Below are 22,277 nucleotides of genomic sequence, written 5' to 3' on the forward strand. Positions count from 1 at the left end.
TATAGATATAAAAATTTCAATATTCAAATCACAAATTCCAAATATTTTAAAATCTATTTTCTTTTTTCAATCTTTATTTTCTTAAAACTATCTTTTTTTCTTCATTCGTATCGTAACTCCTTCAACATCACCACCAATTGGCGGATTTAGCTTCGTTACTTCAATTTTGATTTTTAATACGGGAAGTAATTCTTTTAAAACCCTATCAATTATTCTTTGTGCCACGTGTTCTAAAAGTTTCGCACGTTTTGCCATTTCTTCTACTACAATTCGATTTAAATCTACATAATCTACAGTATCATTTAGTTCGTCTGTTTGAGCAGATGGTTTTAAATTGGTTTTTACAGTTAAATCTACACGATAATTACTTCCAATTTTTGCTTCTTCTTCCAAACAACCGTGATATGAAAAGGTTCGAATATTAGTTAATTTTATGATTCCCATTTTTTATTTGATATTAGTAATCTGTTTACAATTCTTTTACACTCATAAACATTTTAAACTTATAAACTTATTGTTATCTTTGTCAAAATTACAAATTCTTATGTCTGCAGAAGAAAAATCTTTAAATTTTATAGAACAAATTATAGAAGACGATTTAAAAAACGGTTTATCATCTGATAAGTTACGTTTTCGTTTTCCTCCAGAACCTAACGGATATTTACATATTGGTCACGCAAGTGCTATTTGCCTTAATTTTGGTTTAGGTATAGATTACAATGCGCCCGTTAATTTACGTTTTGACGATACGAACCCTTCAAAAGAAGAACAAGAGTTTGTGGACGCCATTAAAAAAGACGTCGAATGGCTTGGTTTTAAATGGGATAAAGAATGTTATGCATCGGATTATTTCCAACAATTATACGATTGGGCAGTAGAATTAATTAAAAAAGACAAAGCATATGTGGATAGTCAGTCTTCTGAAGATATGGCCATTCAAAAAGGAACACCAACTTCACCGGGAACAGATTCGCCCTTTAGAACACGTTCTATAGAAGAAAATTTAGATTTATTTACACGTATGAAAAACGGAGAATTCGAGAAAGGAACTCACGTTTTGCGCGCTAAAATAAGTATGAAAGCCAATAATATGCTAATGCGCGACCCTATTATTTATCGTATTATGCACGCACATCATCATCGTACAGGAAACGATTGGTGTATTTATCCAATGTACGATTGGGCACACGGAGAAAGTGATTATTTAGAACAAATTTCACATTCATTTTGTACGTTAGAATTTTTACCTCATAGAGAATTATACGATTGGTTTTTAAATCAAATTTATGATGAAACCAAAGTACGACCAAAACAAAGAGAGTTTGCTCGTAGAAATTTATCGCACACCGTAGTTTCTAAACGTAAATTATTACAATTAGTTGAAGAAAAGTACGTTACTTCTTGGGACGATCCGAGAATGAGTACGATTTCTGGTATGAGAAGACGTGGAATAACCGCAACCGCTATTCGTAACTTTGCCAACACTATCGGAATTGCTAAACGTACAAATTTAATTGATGTGTCGCTTTTAGATTTCTGTATTCGTGAAGATTTAAACAAAATTGCACCTCGTGTAATGGCGGTTTTAAATCCAATAAAATTGGTAATTACAAATTACCCAGAAGGAAAAGAAGAGTGGTTAACCGCAGAAAACAATCCAGAAGAAGAAGTAATGACATTTAGAGAAGTCCCTTTTTCTAAAGAATTATATATTGAAAGAGAAGATTTTCAAGAAGAAGCGCACAAGAAATTTTTCCGTTTAACTTTAGGAACCGAAGTACGTTTAAAAAACGCGTATATCATTAAAGGTGAATCTGTTGTAAAAGATGCAGAAGGAAATATTACCGAAATTCATTGTACATACGATGTAGATTCTAAATCAGGAAGTGGTACAGAAGCAAGTAACAGAAAAGTAAAAGGTGTAATTCATTGGGTTTCTATACCACACGCGGTTGAAGCGGAAGTTAGATTGTATGATCGTCTTTTTACACACGAAAATCCTGACGGCAACAAAGAGGTTGATTTTAAAGAATACATCAATCCAGAGTCTTTAAAAGTGATTACAGGGTATGTTGAGCCAAGTTTACAAACCGCAAAAGAATTGGATCATTTTCAATTTCAACGCTTAGGTTATTTTTGTGTTGATAAAGAGACTTCAGCTGAAAAATTAGTTTTTAATAAAACCGTTGGATTAAGAGATACTTGGGCAAAAGTTTCTGAACAGTAAAAACACGTTTGTCATTCTGAACTTGTTTACTTCGTCAGTTCGCAAGCTCGGGTCAGAATCTAATTTAAATTTCAAACCTATAAGGAAAAATTCTTTATAGGTTTTTTTTATTCCTTTTTTGTGCTTATTTCAAAGTATTAGAAAAAACTATTAAAACAATAATTAGTATAAGTTTAATCTTTAAAAAAGGCTTTCATAAATAAATTTTAAATCAAAAACTTTTTTAGGTAAAGTGTTTTTACATTCCAATTACTAAAAATCACTAAAATCGCTTTATTTAAATTTTAGCCATAAAAAAGACTATCAGGATTCTTTTTTAAAAATTAAACACAAAAAAACCACCAATTGTAAAATTGATGGTTTGGTTCTGTTAACCTGAACTTTTCAGATTCTACTATTTTTTAAGCTTCACTTGTGTCGCTTGGATTATAATCTGTTGAAGTAGGGTTATCTTTTTTCTTTGCTCGTTTCGGCTGATTTTTCATCGTTTCACCAATTTGGTTACTCGCTGTAAAACTCGCTACCATATTATTTAACATATCACTTCCAGCTTGTGGCGAGTTTGGTAATAAAATTAAATTACTATTTGTATCGGCGCCAATAGCTTGTAAAGTATCATAATGTTGAGTAACCACAATTAATGCTGAAGCTTCTTGCGAATTAATTCCTACATTATTTAATACTTCTACACTTTCTACTAAACCTCTTGCAATTTCTCTTCGTTGGTCTGCGATACCTTGTCCTTGTAGTTTTTTACTTTCTGCTTCTGCTTTTGCTTTTGCTACAATTCTGATACGTTGTGCTTCTGATTCAAATTCTGCTGCTGTTTTTTCTCTATCAGCTGCATTAATTCTATTCATTGCATTTTTTACTTGAATATCTGGATCGATATCGGTTACTAACGTATTGATAATATCGTATCCGTAAGTAGTCATAGATTCGTTCAATTCACGTTTTACAGCAATAGCGATGTCGTCTTTTCTTAAAAACACATCATCTAAAATTAATTTTGGAACTTCAGCACGAACGACATCAAATACATAAGCCGTAATTTGATCGTGTGGGTATTCTAATTTGTAAAACGCTTCGTACACTTTACTTTGAATTACGTTAAACTGAACCGAAACTTTCATTTTAATAAAAACGTTGTCTTTTGTTTTCGTTTCAATTATAACGTCTAATTGTTGAATTCTAAGATTTACTCTTCCGGCAATTCTATCAATTACAGGGATTTTTAATTGTAACCCAGAACTTCTAATGCTTGTAAATTTTCCAAATCGCTCTATTACAACAGCGGTTTGTTGCTTTACAGTAAAAAAGGAACTTAGTAAGATAAATAATCCTAATACAAGGATGAAAATGATAATTGGAGACATAAGTGATAATTTAAAGTTATACTAATTATACGTTGCTTTTGTGTAAAAGTTACAAGAAGTACAAATTATCACTTATATCTTAATTTTAATGTTTATAAAGTTGCAATTGCTTTTTCAATTCTGCTTGATGTTTCTACTTTTCCAATTAGCTCAATAATATCAAATAAATGCGGACCTTTTAATGCGCCAACTAAACTTAATCGTAGTGGTTGCATTACTTTACCCATTCCAATTTCGTTTGTTGTCATCCAGTTTTTCAATTCGGTTTCAATGGTAACCGAAGTAAAATCTTCAATTTTATTCAGTTCAGCAATAACTTGTTGCATTAAAATCGGTGTTTCCTCTTTCCAGTTCTTAGCGGCTTTTTCATCGTATGAACTTGGCGCTTCAAAGAAATAATCGGCTAAATCCCAAAAATCTGTTATAAAATTAGCGCGTTCTTTAATTGAAGCAACAATTCTTGTAATATCTAAAGAAGTTGAAATTCCTTTTTCTTCTAAGATTACTTTAAACGCTCCAGCTAGACTTTCATCCGTTTGTTTTTGTAAGTATTGATGATTGAACCATTTGTTTTTTTCTGGATCAAATTTTGCACCTGATTTATGAATTCGTTTTAAATCGAATTTTTCAATAAGTTCTGCTAAACTAAATATTTCTTGTTCCGTTCCGTCATTCCAACCCAATAAGGCTAAAAAGTTGATTACGGCTTCTGGAAAAAATCCAGATTCTTTGTAACCGTTCGAAATTGTCTTGCTGGAAGCATCTCTCCATTGTAAAGGAAATACTGGAAACCCTAATTTATCACCATCACGTTTGCTTAATTTTCCGTTTCCAATTGGTTTTAAAATCAAAGGTAAATGTGCAAATTCTGGTGCTTCCCAACCAAATGCTCTGTAAAGCATTACGTGTAAAGGCATAGATGGCAACCATTCTTCACCTCTAATTACGTGTGAAGTTTCCATTAAATGATCATCTACAATATTTGCTAAATGATACGTTGGCATTCCATCCGATTTAAATAAGACTTTATCGTCAAGTAAATTGGTATCAAAATGTACATCACCACGAATAATGTCTTGTAAATGCAAGGTTTCGTTAACTGGTGTTTTAAATCGGATTACATAATGTTCTCCATTTGTAATTCGCGTTTTTACTATTTCTTCCGAAAAATTTAATGAAGTGTCTAATTTTTCTCTAACTGTATGATTGTATATAAATGTTTTTCCTTCAGTTTCTGCTTGTTTGCGCAATTCATCCAGTTTTTCAGGAGTATCAAACGCATAATACGCCCAACCAGATTGAATTAATCCATCGGCATATTGCTTGTAAATTTCTTTTCTATCCGATTGACGGTACGGTCCAAATTTTTCATTTTTTCCAATGGTTTCATCAGGAGAAATTCCTAACCATTCTAAAGCTTCAAAAATATAATCTTCAGCTTCCGCTACAAAACGAGTTTGGTCGGTATCTTCTATACGTATATAAAAAGTACCGCCGTGTTTTTTGGCAAATAAATAATTAAAAAGCGCAGTTCTTACGCCACCAATATGTAAAGGCCCTGTTGGACTTGGGGCAAATCGTACTCTTACCGGTTTGTTCATCTATATAAATTTTCGTCAAAGATACTATTTTAAAATTCCAATCTCCAAATACTGCATAAATTGGAATTTAGAATTTAAAAATTAGAATTTTTTTTGTGATTGATTTTTTTGTAGTTTTATCGGTTATAAACAAATTAGTAACAATTTTGGAAAAGAAAGCCATAATTTACGATAAACTGGAAGGCTTTATCAAAAAGTTTTACACGAATGAGTTGATAAAAGGAGTACTTCTTTTTATGACCATTGGCTTATTGTATTTTATATTTACTTTTTTAATAGAATATTTTTTATGGTTTTCTACTCAAGGAAGAACCATTTTGTTTGGGTTGTTTGTGTTTGTAGAAGCATTTTTGTTAGCTAAATTTATTATTTTTCCGTTAACGAAATTATTTAAAATTCAAAAAGGTTTAAATTACACAGAGGCTTCAAAAATTATAGGAACTCATTTTGATGAAGTGCAAGATAAATTACTTAATTTCTTGCAATTAGCCAATACCACTGAGCCTTCAGAATTGGTTTTAGCTTCTATAGAACAAAAAGCGAAGAACTTACAACCCGTTCCGTTTTCAAACGCCATTAACTTTAATTCCAACAAAAAATATTTGCCATTTGCGCTTATTCCATTGTTGTTTATTTTATTTTTCTATATTTCTGGAAATTCAGATGTGATTTCTAAAAGTTTTGCCAGAGTAGTTCAATATGATACTAATTTTGAAAAACCAGCCGCGTTTAAGTTTGAAATTGTTTCTTCTAATTTAAACGTGGAACAAAACAAATCTTTTAAGTTAATCGTTAAAACTGTTGGAAGTATCATTCCAGAAAACGCGTCAATTGTAATTAATAACGAAGCCTATTTTTTAGAAAACACTTCGCCTGGTAATTTTACTTATCAGTTTGAAAACGTACAGAAAGATATTAAATTTCACTTTCAATCTAACGAAATCACTTCTGCCGATTATGTCTTAAACGTGGTGAACGTGCCAACTATTTCATCATTTACGATGCAATTGAACTTTCCAAAATATTTAGGAAAAAAATCAGAAATTATTCAAGGCACAGGAAATGCAGTTATTCCTGAAGGCACAACGGTAACTTGGAAATTAAATACATTTGCTACTACACAAGTAGCTTTTAAAGATCAATCTGCAATTAGTTTGTTTCAAAAAAACGCAGCGCAATTTTCATATGCAAAACGCATTACTAACGCTACCGATTATCAAATTTCTATTTCAAACACGCAACTTAAAAACTACGAGAATTTACAATATAAATTAACCATTTTAAAAGACCAGTTTCCGAGTATTTCAGTAACCGAAACTCCAGATAGTTTAAAATTAAAACAAAAAGTAATTATTGGACAAATAGCTGATGATTATGGTATGTCTAAATTACAAATGGTGTTTTACGATAAAAACAAACCAAACATTCTTTTCAAAAAAGGTTTGATTTTAAAAAACAAAGTGGTTGATCAATTTGTATATGCTTTTCCTGACGGAATTGCGTTACAACCCGGAATTAATTACGAATATTATTTCGAAGTGTTTGATAATGATATAGTTAATGGTTTAAAATCATCTAAATCAGCCGTTTTTTCTCATTCTGAATTAACAAAAGAGCAAAAAGAGCAAAAATCATTACAAGAACAGCAATCCAACATCAATAGTTTACAAAAAGCATTGGATAATCAAGACAAACAATTTGAAACATTAGACAAGCTTAAAAAGCTCGACAAACAAAAAGACAACTTGGATTATAAAGACCAAAAGAAAATTCAAGACTTTATTAATCGTCAAAAAGAGCAAGATGAAATGATGAAAGAATTTTCCGAAAAAATGAAGGAAAATCTCGAACAATTTAAGCCTGAGCAAAAAGACGAAATGAAACAAGAGCTTTTAAACCGTTTAGAAAAAAACGAGAAACAAGCTGTTAAAAATGAAAAGCTATTAAAAGAACTTGAAGCATTAACTAAAAAATTAGAAAAAGACGAATTGTTCGATAAAGCCGATAAATTAAAACAACAAGCGAAAACACAACAAAAATCGTTAGAACAATTAGTTGAGTTAACCAAAAGATATTATGTTGAACAAAAAGCAGAACAACTGGCGGATAAATTAGATAAATTAGCTAACAAACAAGATAAACTTTCAGATAAAGAAAGCCCAACGAAAGAGGAACAAGAAAAGCTTTCAAAAGAGTTCGATGATTTAAAAAAAGAACTTGACGAATTAGAAAAAGAGAACAAAGAATTGAAATCGCCAATGGATATTCCAAACGACAAAGGCGACCAAAAAGATGTAGACCAAGAGCAACAAAAAGCGGAAGATAATTTAGAAAAGAAAGACCAAAAACAAGCCAAAAAGAATCAAAAAGCAGCGGCTCAAAAAATGAAACAAATGAGCCAAAAAATGTCTGAATCGATGTCAGCTGGTGAAATGGAAGACAATGCTGAAGACGCTAAAGTAATGCGTCAAATTTTAGATAATTTATTATCTTTTTCATTTGATCAAGAAAAGGTAATGAAACAATTTAAGGCGGTTTCTAATTCCAAATCAAATGTAAGCGCTTTGCTTAAAAATCAACAAGATTTAAAAACGCAATTCAAGCACGTTGATGACAGTTTGTTTACTTTGTCTTTGCGACAACCCAAACTTTCCGATTTGGTTTTAAAAGAAGTAGAAGAAATTCATTATAATTTAGATAAGTCTATAGAAAATTTAGTTTCCACAACTCGTTCAAAAGGAATTTCTCATCAACAATTCACATTGTCTTCTGCAAACAAATTAGCAGATTTTCTGAGTAATGTGCAAAGCGAAATGAGTATGAGTATGTCTTCTTCTGGCGGTAGCGGAAAGCCCAAACCAGGTAAAGGAAAAGGCGACCAATTGTCCGACATTATTTCTAAACAAAAAGGGCTAGGCGAAAAAATGAAAGACGGCAAACCAAAACCCGGTGAAGGACAAAAACCAGGACAAGGCAAAAAAGGAAAGCAAGAAGGTGAAGGCAGCTCACAGGGTAACGAAGGTAAAGACAGCGAAGGCGATGCGGGCAAATTATTAGAAATAATTAAAGAACAACAAGCGCTACGTGAATCGTTGCAAAACGAATTGGAAAAAAACGGAATGGGTGGCAATGGTCAAAACGCCGTAAACCAAATGAAAGAGTTAGAGAAGCAATTAATTAATAAAGGTTTAACGCAAGACAATATCAATCGTGCGCTTCAAATTAATCACGAGTTATTAAAATTAGAATCAGCACTTAAACAACAAGGACAAGACACCAAAAGAGAATCAAATACTAACAAGACAGATTTTCTGGGAAGCAACAAACCACTTCCTCCTGCCCTTTTAAATTATTTAAAAAGTGTTGAAATATTAAACAGACAAAGCTTACCTTTGCAACCCAATTTTAACACCAAAGTACAACAATATTTTAAAAGCAATGATTAGTTTTAATTACGAATCTGATTTTATTTTAGAACAAGAACCTGTTTATGCTTCTTGGATTGAAACCATAATACTGTCTGAAAACAAAACCGCTGGAGAAATCTCTTATGTTTTTTGTGACGATGACTATTTACACGCCATTAATATGCAGTATTTAAACCACGATACGCTTACAGATATTATTAGTTTTGATTATACAGAAGGTGATGTAATTAGTGGAGATATTTTTGTTTCCATAGAGCGCGTGAAAGACAACGCGATTGATTTTAAAGTTACTTTCGAAGAAGAATTAAAACGCGTTTTAGCTCACGGTGTTTTGCATTATTGCGGATACAAAGACAAAACAGATATAGACGCTGCTTTAATGCGCACAAAAGAAAACGAAAAAATAAAACTGTTCCACGTGGAACTTTAATATAATAATCAGGTTTTTTTGTTCCACGTGGAACAAAAAGGCTTTTAAATTAACCACGTGTTTCACGTGGAACAAAAGATATGTTTCAAGAAAAATATGATGTAATTGTTGTAGGTGCTGGTCACGCAGGTTGCGAGGCCGCTGCTGCTGCTGCCAATATGGGCTGTAGTACTTTATTGGTTACTATGAATTTACAAAACATTGCTCAAATGTCTTGTAATCCAGCTATGGGAGGCATTGCAAAAGGTCAAATTGTTCGTGAAATTGATGCTTTAGGCGGTTATTCAGGGATTGTTTCTGATGTAACGGCTATTCAGTTTAAAATGCTGAATCTTTCAAAAGGACCAGCAATGTGGTCTCCTCGTTGTCAATCCGACAGAATGCGTTTTGCAGAAGAATGGCGAATGATGCTTGAAGGCACGCCAAATTTAGATTTTTATCAAGAAATGGTTTCGGGTGTTTTAACTGAAGGAAATCATATCGTTGGTGTTAAAACATCTTTAGGATTAGCGATTAAAGCCAAAACGGTAGTCCTTACAAATGGTACTTTTTTAAATGGTTTAATTCATATCGGAGACAAACAATTTGGAGGAGGACGTGCAGGCGAAAGCGCTTCTTTTGGCATTACTGAAGATTTATTAAAATTAGGTTTCGAATCAGGAAGAATGAAAACTGGTACGCCGCCTCGTGTAGACGGTCGTTCTTTAGATTATTCTAAAATGATTGAACAACCAGGCGATATAAACCCTTCTAAATTTTCGTATTCAAATGTTACAAAACCATTAACAGAACAACGTTCTTGTTTTATGACTTACACTTCTGAAGTGGTTCACGATTTATTACGTGAAGGTTTTGATAGAAGCCCAATGTTTAACGGTAGAATTAAATCTATCGGACCAAGATATTGCCCTTCCATTGAAGATAAAATCAATCGTTTTGCAGACAAAGATCGTCATCAATTGTTTATTGAACCTGAAGGATGGAAAACGTGCGAAGTGTATGTAAATGGTTTCTCAACCTCGCTTCCAGAAGATGTGCAATTTAAAGCCTTACGTTCTGTAGTTGGTTTCGAAAATGTGAAATTTTTCCGACCAGGTTATGCTATTGAGTACGATTACTTCCCTCCTACGCAATTAAAACACACTTTAGAGACAAAACTAATTAATGGATTATATTTTGCCGGACAGATTAATGGCACAACTGGTTATGAAGAAGCTGCTTCTCAAGGATTAATGGCTGGTATTAACGCAGCATTACAAGTTCAAGAAAAAGAACCTTTGATTTTAAAGCGAGATGAAGCATATATTGGTGTTTTAATTGACGATTTAATCACAAAAGGAACAGAAGAACCATACAGAATGTTTACTTCTCGCGCAGAATATAGAACCTTATTACGACAAGATAACGCCGATTTAAGATTAACTCCGAAAGGATATGGAATTGGTTTAGCGAAAGAAGATCGTTTGAAACGAATGGAATATAAATTAGATGCTTCTGATAAATTTGTTACTTTCTTTAAAGAGACAAGTATTAAAGCAGAAGTTGCCAACCCTATTTTAGAAGCTAAAGGTTCAACTTTAATGACACAAGGTGACAAAATGTTTAAAGTGTTTTCTCGACCACAAATTGATTTAGATGATATTTTGAAATTTGAAGCGGTTACAAATTATATATCAGAGCATAATTTAGATCAAGAAGTGATTGAACAAGCCGAAATTCAAGTGAAATATTCTGGTTACATTGAAAAAGAGAAAAATCACGCGGATAAAGTGAATCGTCTTGAAGATGTTCGCATTCCAGACAACTATGATTTTGATAAAATAAAAGCGATTTCAATCGAAGCGCGTCAAAAACTAACTAAAATACGACCAACAACTATAGCACAAGCTTCACGAATTAGCGGCGTTTCGCCAAGTGATATTTCGGTACTACTAATTCATATGGGAAGATAAATGGATTTACGATTTACGATTTTGGATTTGAGATTTAAACGTTTCGTAAATCAAAAATCAAAAACCGTAATTTTCAGGTTCCACGTGAAACAACGTTGTTAAAGCCAATAAATAAAGAGAAAATGAATTTTTTAGAAGAAAACCAATTTATAATTATCAAAGATCATTCGGTTTCAAAAGAAACCTTTTCCTTGTTATACAACAAAGAATATGATATTTTAAAAACACACCCTACTCCGTCGTTAGAAGTTTTACCTAAGTATTATGAAAGCGAAGATTATATTTCGCACACAGATGGTAAAAGAACACTGTTTGAAAAAATATATCATTTAGTAAAACGAAATGCCATTAAAGGCAAAGTTTCATTACTTAATAAAGAACAAAACAGTAAAGGTAAGTTGTTAGATATTGGATGCGGAACGGGCGATTTTTTAGTAGAGGCTAAAAATCAAGGTTGGTCGATATTAGGTTTCGAACCAAATTCTGACGCGAAACAATTGGCTGCTAATAAGGGTGTTTCGTTTACGGAAGATATTTTTGCTTTACCAGAAAACACCTTTGATGCGGTAACTATGTGGCACGTTTTAGAACACGTTCCTAATTTAGAAGAATATATTGCCAATTTAAAACGTATAGTTAAGCCAGACGGAACCGTTATTATCGCGGTACCAAATTACAAATCGTACGATGCCAAATATTACAATCGTTTTTGGGCAGCATATGATGTACCTCGTCATTTATGGCATTTTTCAAAAACCAGTATAAAAAGATTATTTTCGGACGTGGATATGGAATTGAAAAAAGTAAAACCAATGTGGTTTGATAGTTTTTATGTTTCCCTTTTATCTGAAAAATATAAAAATGGAAAAATGAGTTTCATAAAAGGATTTTTAGTTGGTTTACGTTCAAATGTTTCAGGATTGTTCAAAAATGAGTTTTCATCGCACATTTACATCATAAAAAACAAGTAAAAAGCAAATAAATGCGTTTTAAAGGCTTTTTCTTACAAAAACACTCAAGTATATTTACAAAAAAAGTTAATTAATAAAACAAAGGTTTAAACAAGTCGGTTTTAATAGTAATTTCTTATTGTATATTTAACAACACATAAAGTTTTCTTATAGTGTCTCCTTTTTAATTTATTTTTAAAAAAGAAGTAAAAATTAAAAGAAACCTATTATTTTTACCAAAATTAAAAAAACGATTACAAATTAAATAATCATACTTTACAAAAATGAAAAAAATAGTAAGCATTGTTGCATTAAGTGTAGCATTAATTTCTTGTCAAGAAACCACTACGTCAAAAGCAGAATTTAAAACTGGTTATATAGATACTTCTGTTCTATTAGAAAAATACGAAAAGTTTAAGGATGAAAATGATAAATTCAAAGTTAAATCTGAAGAAATGGGGCGTCCTTTAGAAGCCAAAGGCAGACAATTACAAGCCGAAAAAGATGCATTTCAAAGTAATGCACAAGCAAACGGACAAGCTTGGGCACAACAAAAATATGGCGAATTACAACAAAGAGAACAACAAATTTTACAAGAAAGAGATCAAGTTTTAGCACAAATTCAAACTGAAGGCGGTAAATTACAAGACACTCTAATTAAACAAGTAAAAAAATACATCAGAGAATTCGGTAAAAAAGAAAAATTCGATTATATTTTTACTACTTCAGAAGATGCTCCTTCTGTAATTTATGCAAAAGATTCGTATAACTTAACAGATAAGCTGCTGAAAGAGTTAAACGAACAATATAAAGCAACAAAAGAAAAAAAATAAAACATTAGCCTTGAGAAATCAGGGCTTTTTTTATATTTTAGTATTTCGAACTTGTTTCAGAATTTTTTTTCAATTAAATTTGTTTGTCAACGAACAACTCAATTCTTTGCCATCAACTTTAACCTAAACTATACGCCAAATGAAACACCTATCTAAAGCCGCACAGTACACGTTGCAATTTATCAACCAAACCAACAAATCTGTTTTTTTAACAGGTAAAGCAGGTACTGGAAAAACCACACTTCTTAAAGAAATTATTGCCACGTCACACAAAAACACGGTCGTTGTTGCCCCTACCGGAATTGCCGCACTTAATGCGGGCGGCGTTACCATTCATTCTATGTTTCAATTGCCGTTTGCGGCTTTTATTCCTGATTATAAAGTTATAAATTCCAATTCGTATCAATATAAATTTGAAACGAAAAGTACGATTAGCAAACATTTCCGAATGAACAGCACTAAAAAACAAGTGCTTGTAAATTTAGAATTGCTAATTATTGATGAAGTATCTATGCTTCGCCCAGACGTGTTGGATGCGATTGATTTTATGCTTCAAAAAGTGCGTCGAATCGATGCTCCATTTGGTGGCGTTCAAGTGCTTTTTATTGGTGATTTATTGCAATTACCGCCAGTTATTAAGCAAGAAGAATGGTTCGAATTAAAGAACTATTATCAAGGGATGTTCTTTTTTCATTCGCAAGTAATCCAACAAAATCCGCCTTTATATATTGAATTGGATAAAATTTATCGTCAAGACGATGAAGTATTCATTTCTATTTTAAACAACCTAAGAAATAATAAAATTACGAAGGAAAACATTGCTGTTTTAAATCAATACGTAAATCCAAATTTTAATATAAAAAACCATAACGGTTGTATTATTGTTACCACGCACAATGCAAAAGCAGACGAAATTAATAAAGAGGCTTTAACAGAATTAAAAGTAAAAACGGTTTCTTACTTTCCCGAAATTGTAGAAGATTTTCCGGAAAAAATGTATCCTATTGAACCAAAAATGGATTTAAAAGTAGGCGCTCAAGTGATGTTTATTAAAAACGATACTTCTTTTGAAAAAAATTATTTTAACGGAAAAATAGGGAAAATTACTTCATTAGCGGAAAAAGAAATTTTAGTTCATTTTGAAGAAGAAAACAAAACCGTTGAAGTAGATTTATACACTTGGGAAAACATAAAATATACGGTAAATCCTGACACAAAAGAGATTGAGGAAACCGTCGTAGGAACATTTAGTCATTATCCTTTAAAATTGGCTTGGGCAATTACGGTTCACAAGAGTCAAGGTTTAACCTTTGACAACGCAGCGTTAGATGTTTCACGTGTTTTTGCGCCCGGACAAGCCTATGTGGCCTTGTCCCGACTTCGTTCGTTAAAAGGCTTAATTTTGCTTTCTCCGATACAATTAAACGGCATTTCTTCCGATACCGAAGTATTAAATTACGCCAATAATAAAGCCGACGAAATTGTGCTTGAAAAATCATTAGCACTAGAATCCAAACATTTTTTACGATTAGAATTGTGTAAAAGTTTCGATTTCAGACAATTGGCTCAAGAATGGCGCAATCATTTATTTTCGTATAACGACGAAGTATCCAATTCTACCAAATCGAAATATCGTATTTGGGCACAACAGAACGAAAGTATTGTGGCGGCTTTATTGGATTCTTCTCAGAAATTTAGCAATCAAATCCAGAAAATTTGTTTCCAAGAAACTATCGACATTCCTTTTCTGGCAGAACGTTGCGAAGCGGCGTATGACTATTATTTTAAAACATTAGATTATCAGGTAACCGATTTGCTTTTGAAAATTGCGGAAGTGAGTAACTTAAAAAAAGTAAAAACGTTTCACGATGAACTTTTGGAATTAGAAGAAATTCAAGTAAAAACGGTTTTACAATTGAAAAAATCAATGCTGTTGATTAAAAATTTAGTAAACGGAATTGATTTTAATAAAAGCACGATGTCTTCAGACGAAATGAAGTACTATAAAATTAATAAAATTGCTTCATTATCAGAAAAATTCAAAGAAATTGATGGTTTTGTAGCCAAAGATCATTCCGAAACCTTTAGTAAGAAAACTAAAGCTAAAAATGCCAAATCAGCGGAACCTAAAAAATCTACAATCGAAATCACATTAGAGCTTTGGAAACAAAATTTATCTGTGGAAGAAATTGCTACCAAAAGAAAACTAACCGTAAGCTCGATTTATTTACATTTTACGAAACTTATTGAAATGGAAGCATTAACCATTTCAGATATTATGTCCGATGAAAAAATCGCAGCTTTAGAAGAAGCGTTTAAGGGCTATAAGAATGAAGGCTTAGGTCTTTTAAAAGAAAAACACGGCAATCAATTCTCTTGGGAAGAATTGCGTTTGTTTAAAGTAAGCTTGAAATAAAAAAACTCAGATTTATCTGAGTTTTTTATAACGTAATTCCAAAATCGTAAATCGTAATTTTGTTACAGCCAATACACCCCCAACAAAGCTGGAATTAAATAAATTACAATCGTTCTGGCGCCATCGTAATCTTTCGCTACACGTTGTCCGAAAAGCAACAACAAAAGCGTAACACAAGAAACCATACAAGCATAATCGCCCATAATGGTTCGTCCACTTGTAATGTTTTCAGCAATTCCCATAATAGACAATACACCAGCTACAATTTCTAAAGCTAAAATAGTAAGTAAAGCCGCTGGGACTTGATTTTTTAAAAAAGTTTGAGAAAAATGACCTTTTAACCAACTTACATTTCCGTTCCAATCAGCTATTTTATCGTATCCTGATTGTAAAAATGTAATCGCTAAAAAAGTTAATAATATCAGTGCAAATTCATTCATAGTTTTTGTTTTTAATTTATTTCTTTTTTATGTAATAGTCGTGTTAATTTTATCGATAAATCGGTTAAAATAATGTTACTGTTTCCATTTCTTTCAATATGATACATTGCGTCTTCCAATTCTTTAAAAATATCCATTATGTTATTTCCGTGAACAAATGGCGCAAATTTTTCTAATTTAAAATTCTCAAAATTAGGTTCTAAATATACTAAATCAGTTGCTTTATAATTCAACAACAAGGCTTGTCGAAAAAATTGAATACAAAATTGCAAAAAGTTCTTTTGCGTTTCTCTGCCTTCTTTAGCGATTGTGGCGCTCCAAGAAATTAAATCAGCAATTACACTTGCGTTTCCTTTGGCTTTAAAAGCGGCTCTCACCCAGTTGATAAACCATTCTTCAAAAACACTATCATCATCATCTTTATGCAATAAATGAAGTGCTTTGTTATAATTCCCTTCGCATTGATGCGCTATTTTTTTAGCTAAATTAGCCTCTACTTTATGTGTGGTAATTAAGGCATTCGTAATCTCTTGCTCTGGTAACGCTAAAAAATCAACTACTTGACAACGCGAAATAATCGTTTGCAATAAATCGTCAATACTTTCAGAAATTAATATAAAGATTGTTTTTTCGGGCGGTTCTTCTAATAGTTTTAGTAATTTATTTGCTGCGTCTGTTCTCATTTTATCGGCCATCCATATAATCATTACCTTATAGCCACCTTCATATGCTTTTAATGATAAATTTTTATTAATTGCTGCCGATTCTTTAACACTAATAATTCCTTGTTTTTTAGGAATTTCTAATTTTTTGTACCAATCAAATAAACTTCCGTATGGGTTTTCTTTAACAAAACCGCGCCACTGGTCTAAAAAATTTGTACTTACAACACTGTCTCCTTTCACTTCATCTGTAGATGTAATGGGATACACAAAATGCATATCAGGATGCGAAATATGTTCAAATTTTAAATTACAAGCACTGTTTCCGGTGGTGTTTTCACCGTCGGAATTGTTACATAAAATATATTGTGCATATGCCATAGCCATTGGTAAGGTTCCAGAACCTTCAGGCCCAATAAATAATTGCGCGTGCGGAATCCGTCCTGCGTTGGCAGTCGTAATTAAATAGTTTTTAATGTGGTCTTGACCTAATATATCTTTAAATAACATCTAGCAAATATAAGCGATTTTTATCTTGGTTTTAAAATCAAACTTTTATATTTGCAAATATCATAAACAACAATTTAGAAACTATTTCCTATGAAAACGATCTTCGACATCAATTTTAAAAACAAAAAAGCGTTAATCCGTGTAGATTTTAATGTCCCTTTAGACGAAAATTTTAACGTTACAGATGCGAATCGAATTGAAGCGGCAAAACCAACTATTGATAAGATTTTAAACGATGGCGGAGCGGTTATTTTAATGTCGCACTTAGGAAGACCAAAAGGAAAAGAAGATAAATATTCTTTGAGCCATATTGTTTATAAAATTGAAGAAGTTTTAGGAAAAAAAGTAAAATTTGCTTCAGATTGTAGAGGTGAAATTGCGAAAGAAGCCGCTACAAATCTTCAAAATGGCGAAATTTTAGTATTGGAAAATTTACGTTTTTATGCCGAAGAAGAAGCTGGAGATGTTGGTTTTTCTAAAGAATTAGCAAGTTTAGGCGATGTGTATGTAAACGATGCCTTCGGAACAGCACACAGAGCGCACGCTTCAACTACAATTATTGCAAACGAATTCCCAAATGATAAATGTTTTGGCGCTTTATTAGCAAAAGAAATTGAAAGCATCAACAAAGTATTAAAAAACTCTGAAAAACCAGTAACCGCAATACTTGGAGGAAGTAAAGTGTCTTCTAAAATCACCATTATCGAAAATATTTTAGACAAAGTAGATCATATGATTATTGGTGGCGGAATGACGTTTACCTTCATTAAAGCAATGGGTGGAAATATCGGTGATTCTATTTGTGAAGACGACAAAATAGAATTGGCTTTAGAGATTATGAAACAAGCTACGGCAAAAGGTGTAAAAATTCATTTACCCGTAGATGTTTTAGCCGCTGATGCGTTTTCAAATGACGCCAATACACAAGTAGTGAATGTGGCTGAAATTCCCGCTGGATGGCAAGGTTTAGACGCAGGTCCGAAAACATTAGAGCAATTTAAAGAAGTAGTTTTAAACTCAAAAACCATACTTTGGAACGGACCAATAGGTGTGTTTGAATTACCAACTTTTGCTAATGGAACCATTTCCCTTGGCGATTTTATTGCCGAATCTACTAAAAACGGTTGCTTCTCTTTAGTAGGAGGCGGTGATAGTGTAGCGGCGGTAAAACAATTTGGATTAGAAGACAAAATGAGCTACGTTTCTACAGGTGGCGGTGCGATGTTGGAAATGTTAGAAGGAAAAACGTTACCAGGAATTGCTGCTATTTTGAAGTAAATAGTTGATTAATTCTAATTAAAAACACATGAAATTTAAACTAATAGTATTATTTATTTCCTTTAATTTATTTGCACAAAATAATAATTATGTAAATATCAAGGGAACAAGACTATCTATAATTCCACCGAAAGGATTTGTAGCTGCCGAAAATTTTGTTGGTTTAAAAAAAGATGAAGCAACAGGAATTCAGATAATGGATTTAGTTGGTGGTAATTATGATTCAAATACTGCTACTTATACTAAAGAAACATTTGAAAAAAATGGAATTACTGTTTTAGAATTTGAAGAGTTAAAGGTAGATGGGTTTAAAGCAAAATTTTCACACTTTAAGGGTGCGGACAATAGCGAAAGAGTAAATATTACATTTGGAGATTCAACATTTTCAGCAATGGTTACGGCAATTTTTCCAACAAGTTCAAGAAAGACTCTTTTTCCAGAAATAAAAAAAACATTTTTAAAAATTAAATATGATAAAAATTTAATAATTGATCCTTTTGCTTCAAGCGCTTTTAAAGTAGATAAGAACGAATCAAAATTTAAATTTGCTAAGGCTTCAGCAAATATGTTTATTTTTTCTGAAAACGGATTGGATAAAGTATCGTTTGATGACGAACCAATGGTTATGATTTCTAATCTACCATTTGATGAATCTATAACAAAACAAAAACTTTTTGAAAATTTAGTTAATGGTTTAATAGAACAAGGATTTGTAAAAAAAGAAACAAAAAACGTATCTGAAAAAAGTATTAATGGTTATGATACAATTGAAGCTGAATGTTATTTTGAACATAAATCAGAACCTAAACTTGCTTTTGTGACAATTCTAATAAAAAATAATAAAGTAATTGTTTTTTATGGTATGGCTAAATCAAAATTTCAGGAAAACATTATTGAGTTTAAAAAATTGTCAAATAAGCTTACTATAAAATAAGTTTTTCTAAATCACCGACGAAATCCCTAAAAAAACGTTAAAATGAAAATTTAAACGTTAAAAATTGGGTAGTTAGCATTAAATAAAATATATTTGCGTTTATACAAGTAATTGTATATTAATGATTTAGATAAAATACTCCGGAATTTATGGAGCAAAAACATATAAAAGCATGAAAAAATTAGTTTTACTAACCCTTGGTTTTTTTCTGTCAAACGTAATGTTGGCACAAGAAAGCAAGGATATAATTCCAACTCTTTTTACACCCAAAATATCGTATTTAGATTCTCTTAAAGCGACCTTTACGCACCACGCAACAAGTAATTGTATCGACGAAAGATGGCTGAAAGAATTGTCTGATGCTACCTTGTCAAATGAAATGTTTTTTGATATTGAAAACATGAATATTGACGAGAAAGTGGCCTATAACTTAGACACGGAAGTATTAAAAAAGCGATTACGAAAATTAGACGTGCAATCGCCGTTTGTTATTGAGTACAATCCTGCTTTAGAAAACGTAATTAAATCGTTCTTAAAAAACAGAACTAAAAGTTTTGAAAGACAAATGGCGCTTGCAGAATATTATTTTCCATTATTTGAAGAAAAATTATCAAAATACAATTTGCCTTTAGAAATTAAATATTTAGCTATTGTAGAATCGGCTTTACAGCCAAAAGCAAAATCTAAAGTGGGCGCTGGTGGTTTATGGCAATTCATGCCAGCAACTGGTAAACAATATAAATTAAACATTTCTACTTATGTAGACGAGCGTCATGACCCAATAAAATCGACCGAAGCGGCTTGTCATTATATGATGAATATGTATGCTATTTTTGGCGATTGGAGTTTGGTTTTAGCTTCTTACAATTGCGGACCTGGAAATGTTTCTAAAGCCATTAGACGTTCTGGAGGAAAAACAGATTATTGGGAAATTAGAAAATATTTACCAAGAGAAACGGCTAACTATTTACCTGCTTTTTTAGCTACGATGTACATTTACGAGTTTAAAAAAGAACACGGTTTGGTGCCTAAAAAAGCAGAAATGACGTATTTTGAAACCGATACCGTTATGGTAAAACAGGCTATGACATTTAAGCAATTATCGGATTTATTGGATATTTCAGAGGCACAATTGGAATACTTAAATCCAATTTATAAATCAAAATACATTCCTTCAATTGACGATGAATATTTTTATTTGCGTTTACCGAAAAATAAAATTGGGATTTTTGTTTCGAACGAAGAAAAAATATATGGCTATTTAGCATATTTAGAACAAGAAAAATCAAGAAACCTTCAGTTAGCACTTCAAGCTAAAAAACGCGACAGCATTGCCAAACAAGATTCTTTAGCAGTAGCCGCAAGTCTTGTAGTCGCGAATAACGAGCCTGTGGAGATGGAAGAAGTGCTTAAGAAACGCACCAAAGAAGTAGTAAGTAAAAACTTCCATAAAGTGAAAAAAGGCGAGACATTAGCTGAGATTGCTAAGAAAAACCAAGTGTCTATAACCGATTTAAAAACGTGGAACAAAATAAAAGGTAGCGCTATTAATGCCGGACAAAGTTTAGTGATACAAACTACCAAAAAAGTCACGGTCAACGAAGTCGTCAAAAAACCGAAACCGAAAACCGAAATCGTTGAGCCAGAAGTTGAAAATGCAGTTGCTGAAAACACCGAAAAACCGACGGAAAACAAATATTCTTCTGCAAAAAGCAAAATTGAAATCAATGAAGATTATTACATCGTACAAAAAGGAGATTCTATTTTTTCAATCACTAAAAAGTTTCCGAATTTAACGGCTGACGATTTAAAAAAGAAAAACGATCTGAAAACAGATAATATTCAACCTGGAATGAAATTAAAAATTCAAGGATAAAACTATTTTTATCACACCAATGCCTTTGTAAAAGTTTAATTGCTTTTACAAAGGTTTTTTTATTGCATCAAGTAAAAAAAGTTTTAGTTTTGTCAATCTATTAAAAATAAAATGATTCAATTTAAAATAAAGCCGTTTCGCGAACTTTCTACAGATGAGCTATACGCTTTGTTGCAATTGCGCTCAGAAGTGTTTGTGGTGGAGCAAAACTGCGTGTATCAAGACATTGATGGGAAAGACCAAAAAGCCATTCATATTTTAGGGTATTCTGACGGAGTTTTAGTGGCTTGTTCGCGCCTTTTTAAACCGAAAGATTATTTTGAATACAGCTCAATTGGTCGTGTAATTGTAAAAGAATCACACCGAGATAAAAAATTTGGTCACGAGTTGATGTGCGTTTCTATAGATGCGATTAAAACACTTTTTCAGGAAACAAAAATTACTATATCTGCCCAATTATATTTGCAAAAATTCTACGAAAGTCACGGTTTTTTTGTAGTTGGCGAAAGTTATTTGGAAGACGACATTCCGCACATTGAAATGAAAAAGGTAGGGTAAAAATTCGGTTTAAATCTTCGTAATCACCAATTCTACCCTTCTGTCAAATTGCTCATCTTTGCCTATGGGCTGCGTATTTCCATATCCTTTAAAAGTCATACGAACTTTACCAATACCTCGACTATGAAGAAATTTATAAACTCTTTCTGCTCTGTTTTTGGATAGTTCTCTTTTTCGTGTCTCTAAGTCAACGGCATCTTTATGAGGCGGAGGCGTACAGCATACGTGACCTTGAATTTCAATTTGAATGTTGGGATATCTTTTTAACAAAACAACTATTGTTTCGAGTTGTTTTATAGCGCTTTGTTTAAGTCTGCTGCTGCCACTATCAAAAAGTAATTTATCTAAATATACCCGATCGCCTACTAAGGCATTTTTTCTAATGGTTTTATACAAACCAGGAATATTTAACTCTTCCACCACTAAAGGTTTAAAATTCAAAACCACATCTACTCGGCGGTTTTTAGCTCTGGCCTCGGGAATATCTTCTTCTAAATCTTCATCAATAAGTACCTTTCCCTTTCCTTCTATTTTTACAATAATTTTATATTTAACCCCTTTACTCACCAACATTTTCTTGACACTATTGGCGCGATCTTGTGATAATTTGTAATTGTAATTAATTTTTCCCACATCGTCGCAATAGCCATAAATAGAAACACTTTGAAGTCGCGTGGTATCAATCAAACTTAAAAAATAAACTACCGCTTCTGCTTGTAAAGGTTTTATTTCACGCACATCGGTATCAAAATAAATAGAATGCACGGTTTCTTCTTGTGAAAACCCAAGAAAAGAAGCAACTAAAA

Annotated in this window: 17 protein-coding genes; 11 read left to right on the plus strand and 6 right to left on the minus strand. The window is 32.2% G+C overall.

All coding sequences use genetic code 11. The features are described 5' to 3' along the window. Window positions 1-87 precede the first annotated feature (87 nt). Window positions 88-444 (minus strand): dihydroneopterin aldolase, encoded by a 357-nt coding sequence (folB, locus tag ACIQ11_RS02120; RefSeq protein WP_396152360.1) that lies wholly within the window; start codon window positions 442-444, stop codon window positions 88-90. Between the two features lie 100 nt (window positions 445-544). Here folB and ACIQ11_RS02125 point away from each other — a divergent pair, with 100 nt between their 5' ends. Beyond that, window positions 545-2,227 (plus strand): glutamine--tRNA ligase/YqeY domain fusion protein, encoded by a 1,683-nt coding sequence (locus ACIQ11_RS02125; protein ID WP_396152362.1) that lies wholly within the window; start codon window positions 545-547, stop codon window positions 2,225-2,227. Window positions 2,228-2,628: 401 nt separating this feature from the next. Here the strand turns inward: ACIQ11_RS02125 and ACIQ11_RS02130 are convergent, their stop codons facing one another. Both ACIQ11_RS02130 and gltX read right to left on the minus strand, forming a co-directional pair. Next, on the minus strand, window positions 2,629-3,603 hold the full coding sequence (locus ACIQ11_RS02130) for an SPFH domain-containing protein (RefSeq protein WP_396152364.1): 975 nt from the start codon (window positions 3,601-3,603) through the stop codon (window positions 2,629-2,631). Between the two features lie 92 nt (window positions 3,604-3,695). Further along, a complete protein-coding gene (gltX, locus tag ACIQ11_RS02135) occupies window positions 3,696-5,204 on the minus strand; it encodes a glutamate--tRNA ligase (RefSeq protein ID WP_396152366.1) in 1,509 nt (502 codons plus the stop codon). Window positions 5,205-5,299: 95 nt separating this feature from the next. On the opposite strand from gltX, the gene ACIQ11_RS02140 reads away from it, so the two are divergent. From ACIQ11_RS02140 to ACIQ11_RS02165, 6 genes are all read left to right on the plus strand, one after another. Then, window positions 5,300-8,650, plus strand: a complete 3,351-nt coding sequence (locus ACIQ11_RS02140; protein WP_396152369.1) for a hypothetical protein — start codon at window positions 5,300-5,302, stop codon at window positions 8,648-8,650. Beyond that, window positions 8,643-9,062: an rRNA maturation RNase YbeY gene (gene ybeY, locus ACIQ11_RS02145; RefSeq protein WP_396152371.1), complete on the plus strand. Its 420-nt coding sequence runs from the start codon at window positions 8,643-8,645 to the stop codon at window positions 9,060-9,062. The genes ACIQ11_RS02140 and ybeY overlap by 8 nt, the downstream gene beginning before the upstream one ends. An 80-nt stretch (window positions 9,063-9,142) precedes the next feature. Further along, window positions 9,143-11,014 carry a tRNA uridine-5-carboxymethylaminomethyl(34) synthesis enzyme MnmG gene (gene mnmG / locus ACIQ11_RS02150; RefSeq protein WP_396152373.1) on the plus strand — a complete coding sequence of 624 codons (1,872 nt, stop codon included), beginning with the start codon at window positions 9,143-9,145 and terminating at the stop codon, window positions 11,012-11,014. Between the two features lie 122 nt (window positions 11,015-11,136). Further along, complete coding sequence (locus tag ACIQ11_RS02155) at window positions 11,137-11,985, plus strand: class I SAM-dependent methyltransferase (protein WP_396152375.1); 849 nt, start codon at window positions 11,137-11,139, stop codon at window positions 11,983-11,985. 263 nt (window positions 11,986-12,248) lie between these two features. Next, window positions 12,249-12,797, plus strand: coding sequence for an OmpH family outer membrane protein (locus ACIQ11_RS02160; protein ID WP_396152377.1), 549 nt, complete (start codon window positions 12,249-12,251; stop codon window positions 12,795-12,797). 139 nt (window positions 12,798-12,936) lie between these two features. After that, complete coding sequence (locus ACIQ11_RS02165) at window positions 12,937-15,213, plus strand: helix-turn-helix domain-containing protein (protein WP_396152379.1); 2,277 nt, start codon at window positions 12,937-12,939, stop codon at window positions 15,211-15,213. A gap of 62 nt (window positions 15,214-15,275) precedes the next feature. Here ACIQ11_RS02165 and ACIQ11_RS02170 read toward each other — a convergent pair whose 3' ends face one another. Further along, window positions 15,276-15,653 (minus strand): DoxX family protein, encoded by a 378-nt coding sequence (locus ACIQ11_RS02170; RefSeq protein ID WP_396152381.1) that lies wholly within the window; start codon window positions 15,651-15,653, stop codon window positions 15,276-15,278. 11 nt (window positions 15,654-15,664) lie between these two features. Continuing rightward, window positions 15,665-16,825 carry an ATP-binding protein gene (locus ACIQ11_RS02175; protein ID WP_396152383.1) on the minus strand — a complete coding sequence of 387 codons (1,161 nt, stop codon included), beginning with the start codon at window positions 16,823-16,825 and terminating at the stop codon, window positions 15,665-15,667. A 90-nt stretch (window positions 16,826-16,915) separates the two neighbouring features. Here ACIQ11_RS02175 and ACIQ11_RS02180 point away from each other — a divergent pair, with 90 nt between their 5' ends. The 4 genes from ACIQ11_RS02180 (at window position 16,916) to ACIQ11_RS02195 (ending at window position 21,471) form a co-directional block, all read left to right on the plus strand. Then, window positions 16,916-18,103, plus strand: coding sequence for a phosphoglycerate kinase (locus ACIQ11_RS02180; protein ID WP_396152385.1), 1,188 nt, complete (start codon window positions 16,916-16,918; stop codon window positions 18,101-18,103). Window positions 18,104-18,131: 28 nt separating this feature from the next. After that, window positions 18,132-19,037: a hypothetical protein gene (locus ACIQ11_RS02185; protein ID WP_396152387.1), complete on the plus strand. Its 906-nt coding sequence runs from the start codon at window positions 18,132-18,134 to the stop codon at window positions 19,035-19,037. A gap of 172 nt (window positions 19,038-19,209) precedes the next feature. Beyond that, the gene (locus tag ACIQ11_RS02190) at window positions 19,210-20,913 is read left to right on the plus strand and encodes a transglycosylase SLT domain-containing protein (protein WP_396152389.1); all 1,704 of its coding nucleotides are present in this window, start codon (window positions 19,210-19,212) and stop codon (window positions 20,911-20,913) included. 111 nt (window positions 20,914-21,024) lie between these two features. Next, window positions 21,025-21,471 carry a GNAT family N-acetyltransferase gene (locus ACIQ11_RS02195; protein ID WP_396152392.1) on the plus strand — a complete coding sequence of 149 codons (447 nt, stop codon included), beginning with the start codon at window positions 21,025-21,027 and terminating at the stop codon, window positions 21,469-21,471. A 9-nt stretch (window positions 21,472-21,480) separates the two neighbouring features. Here the strand turns inward: ACIQ11_RS02195 and ACIQ11_RS02200 are convergent. After that, on the minus strand, window positions 21,481-22,277 hold a 797-nt coding region (locus ACIQ11_RS02200; protein WP_396152394.1), incomplete at its 5' end, for an OmpA family protein.

The organism is Flavobacterium sp. (genome assembly GCF_044361065.1).
Taxonomy (GTDB): domain Bacteria; phylum Bacteroidota; class Bacteroidia; order Flavobacteriales; family Flavobacteriaceae; genus Flavobacterium.

Coding starts and splice junctions, on each gene's coding strand:
- ACIQ11_RS02190 (WP_396152389.1), top strand. CDS start 19,210: ATGAAAAAATTAGTTTTACTAACCCTTGGTTTTTTTCTGTCAAACGTA.
- ACIQ11_RS02130 (WP_396152364.1), bottom strand. CDS start 3,603: ATGTCTCCAATTATCATTTTCATCCTTGTATTAGGATTATTTATCTTA.
- ACIQ11_RS02160 (WP_396152377.1), top strand. CDS start 12,249: ATGAAAAAAATAGTAAGCATTGTTGCATTAAGTGTAGCATTAATTTCT.
- ACIQ11_RS02170 (WP_396152381.1), bottom strand. CDS start 15,653: ATGAATGAATTTGCACTGATATTATTAACTTTTTTAGCGATTACATTT.
- mnmG (WP_396152373.1), top strand. CDS start 9,143: ATGTTTCAAGAAAAATATGATGTAATTGTTGTAGGTGCTGGTCACGCA.
- folB (WP_396152360.1), bottom strand. CDS start 444: ATGGGAATCATAAAATTAACTAATATTCGAACCTTTTCATATCACGGT.
- ACIQ11_RS02125 (WP_396152362.1), top strand. CDS start 545: ATGTCTGCAGAAGAAAAATCTTTAAATTTTATAGAACAAATTATAGAA.
- ACIQ11_RS02175 (WP_396152383.1), bottom strand. CDS start 16,825: ATGTTATTTAAAGATATATTAGGTCAAGACCACATTAAAAACTATTTA.
- ACIQ11_RS02165 (WP_396152379.1), top strand. CDS start 12,937: ATGAAACACCTATCTAAAGCCGCACAGTACACGTTGCAATTTATCAAC.
- ACIQ11_RS02195 (WP_396152392.1), top strand. CDS start 21,025: ATGATTCAATTTAAAATAAAGCCGTTTCGCGAACTTTCTACAGATGAG.
- ACIQ11_RS02155 (WP_396152375.1), top strand. CDS start 11,137: ATGAATTTTTTAGAAGAAAACCAATTTATAATTATCAAAGATCATTCG.
- ACIQ11_RS02185 (WP_396152387.1), top strand. CDS start 18,132: ATGAAATTTAAACTAATAGTATTATTTATTTCCTTTAATTTATTTGCA.
- ybeY (WP_396152371.1), top strand. CDS start 8,643: ATGATTAGTTTTAATTACGAATCTGATTTTATTTTAGAACAAGAACCT.
- ACIQ11_RS02180 (WP_396152385.1), top strand. CDS start 16,916: ATGAAAACGATCTTCGACATCAATTTTAAAAACAAAAAAGCGTTAATC.
- gltX (WP_396152366.1), bottom strand. CDS start 5,204: ATGAACAAACCGGTAAGAGTACGATTTGCCCCAAGTCCAACAGGGCCT.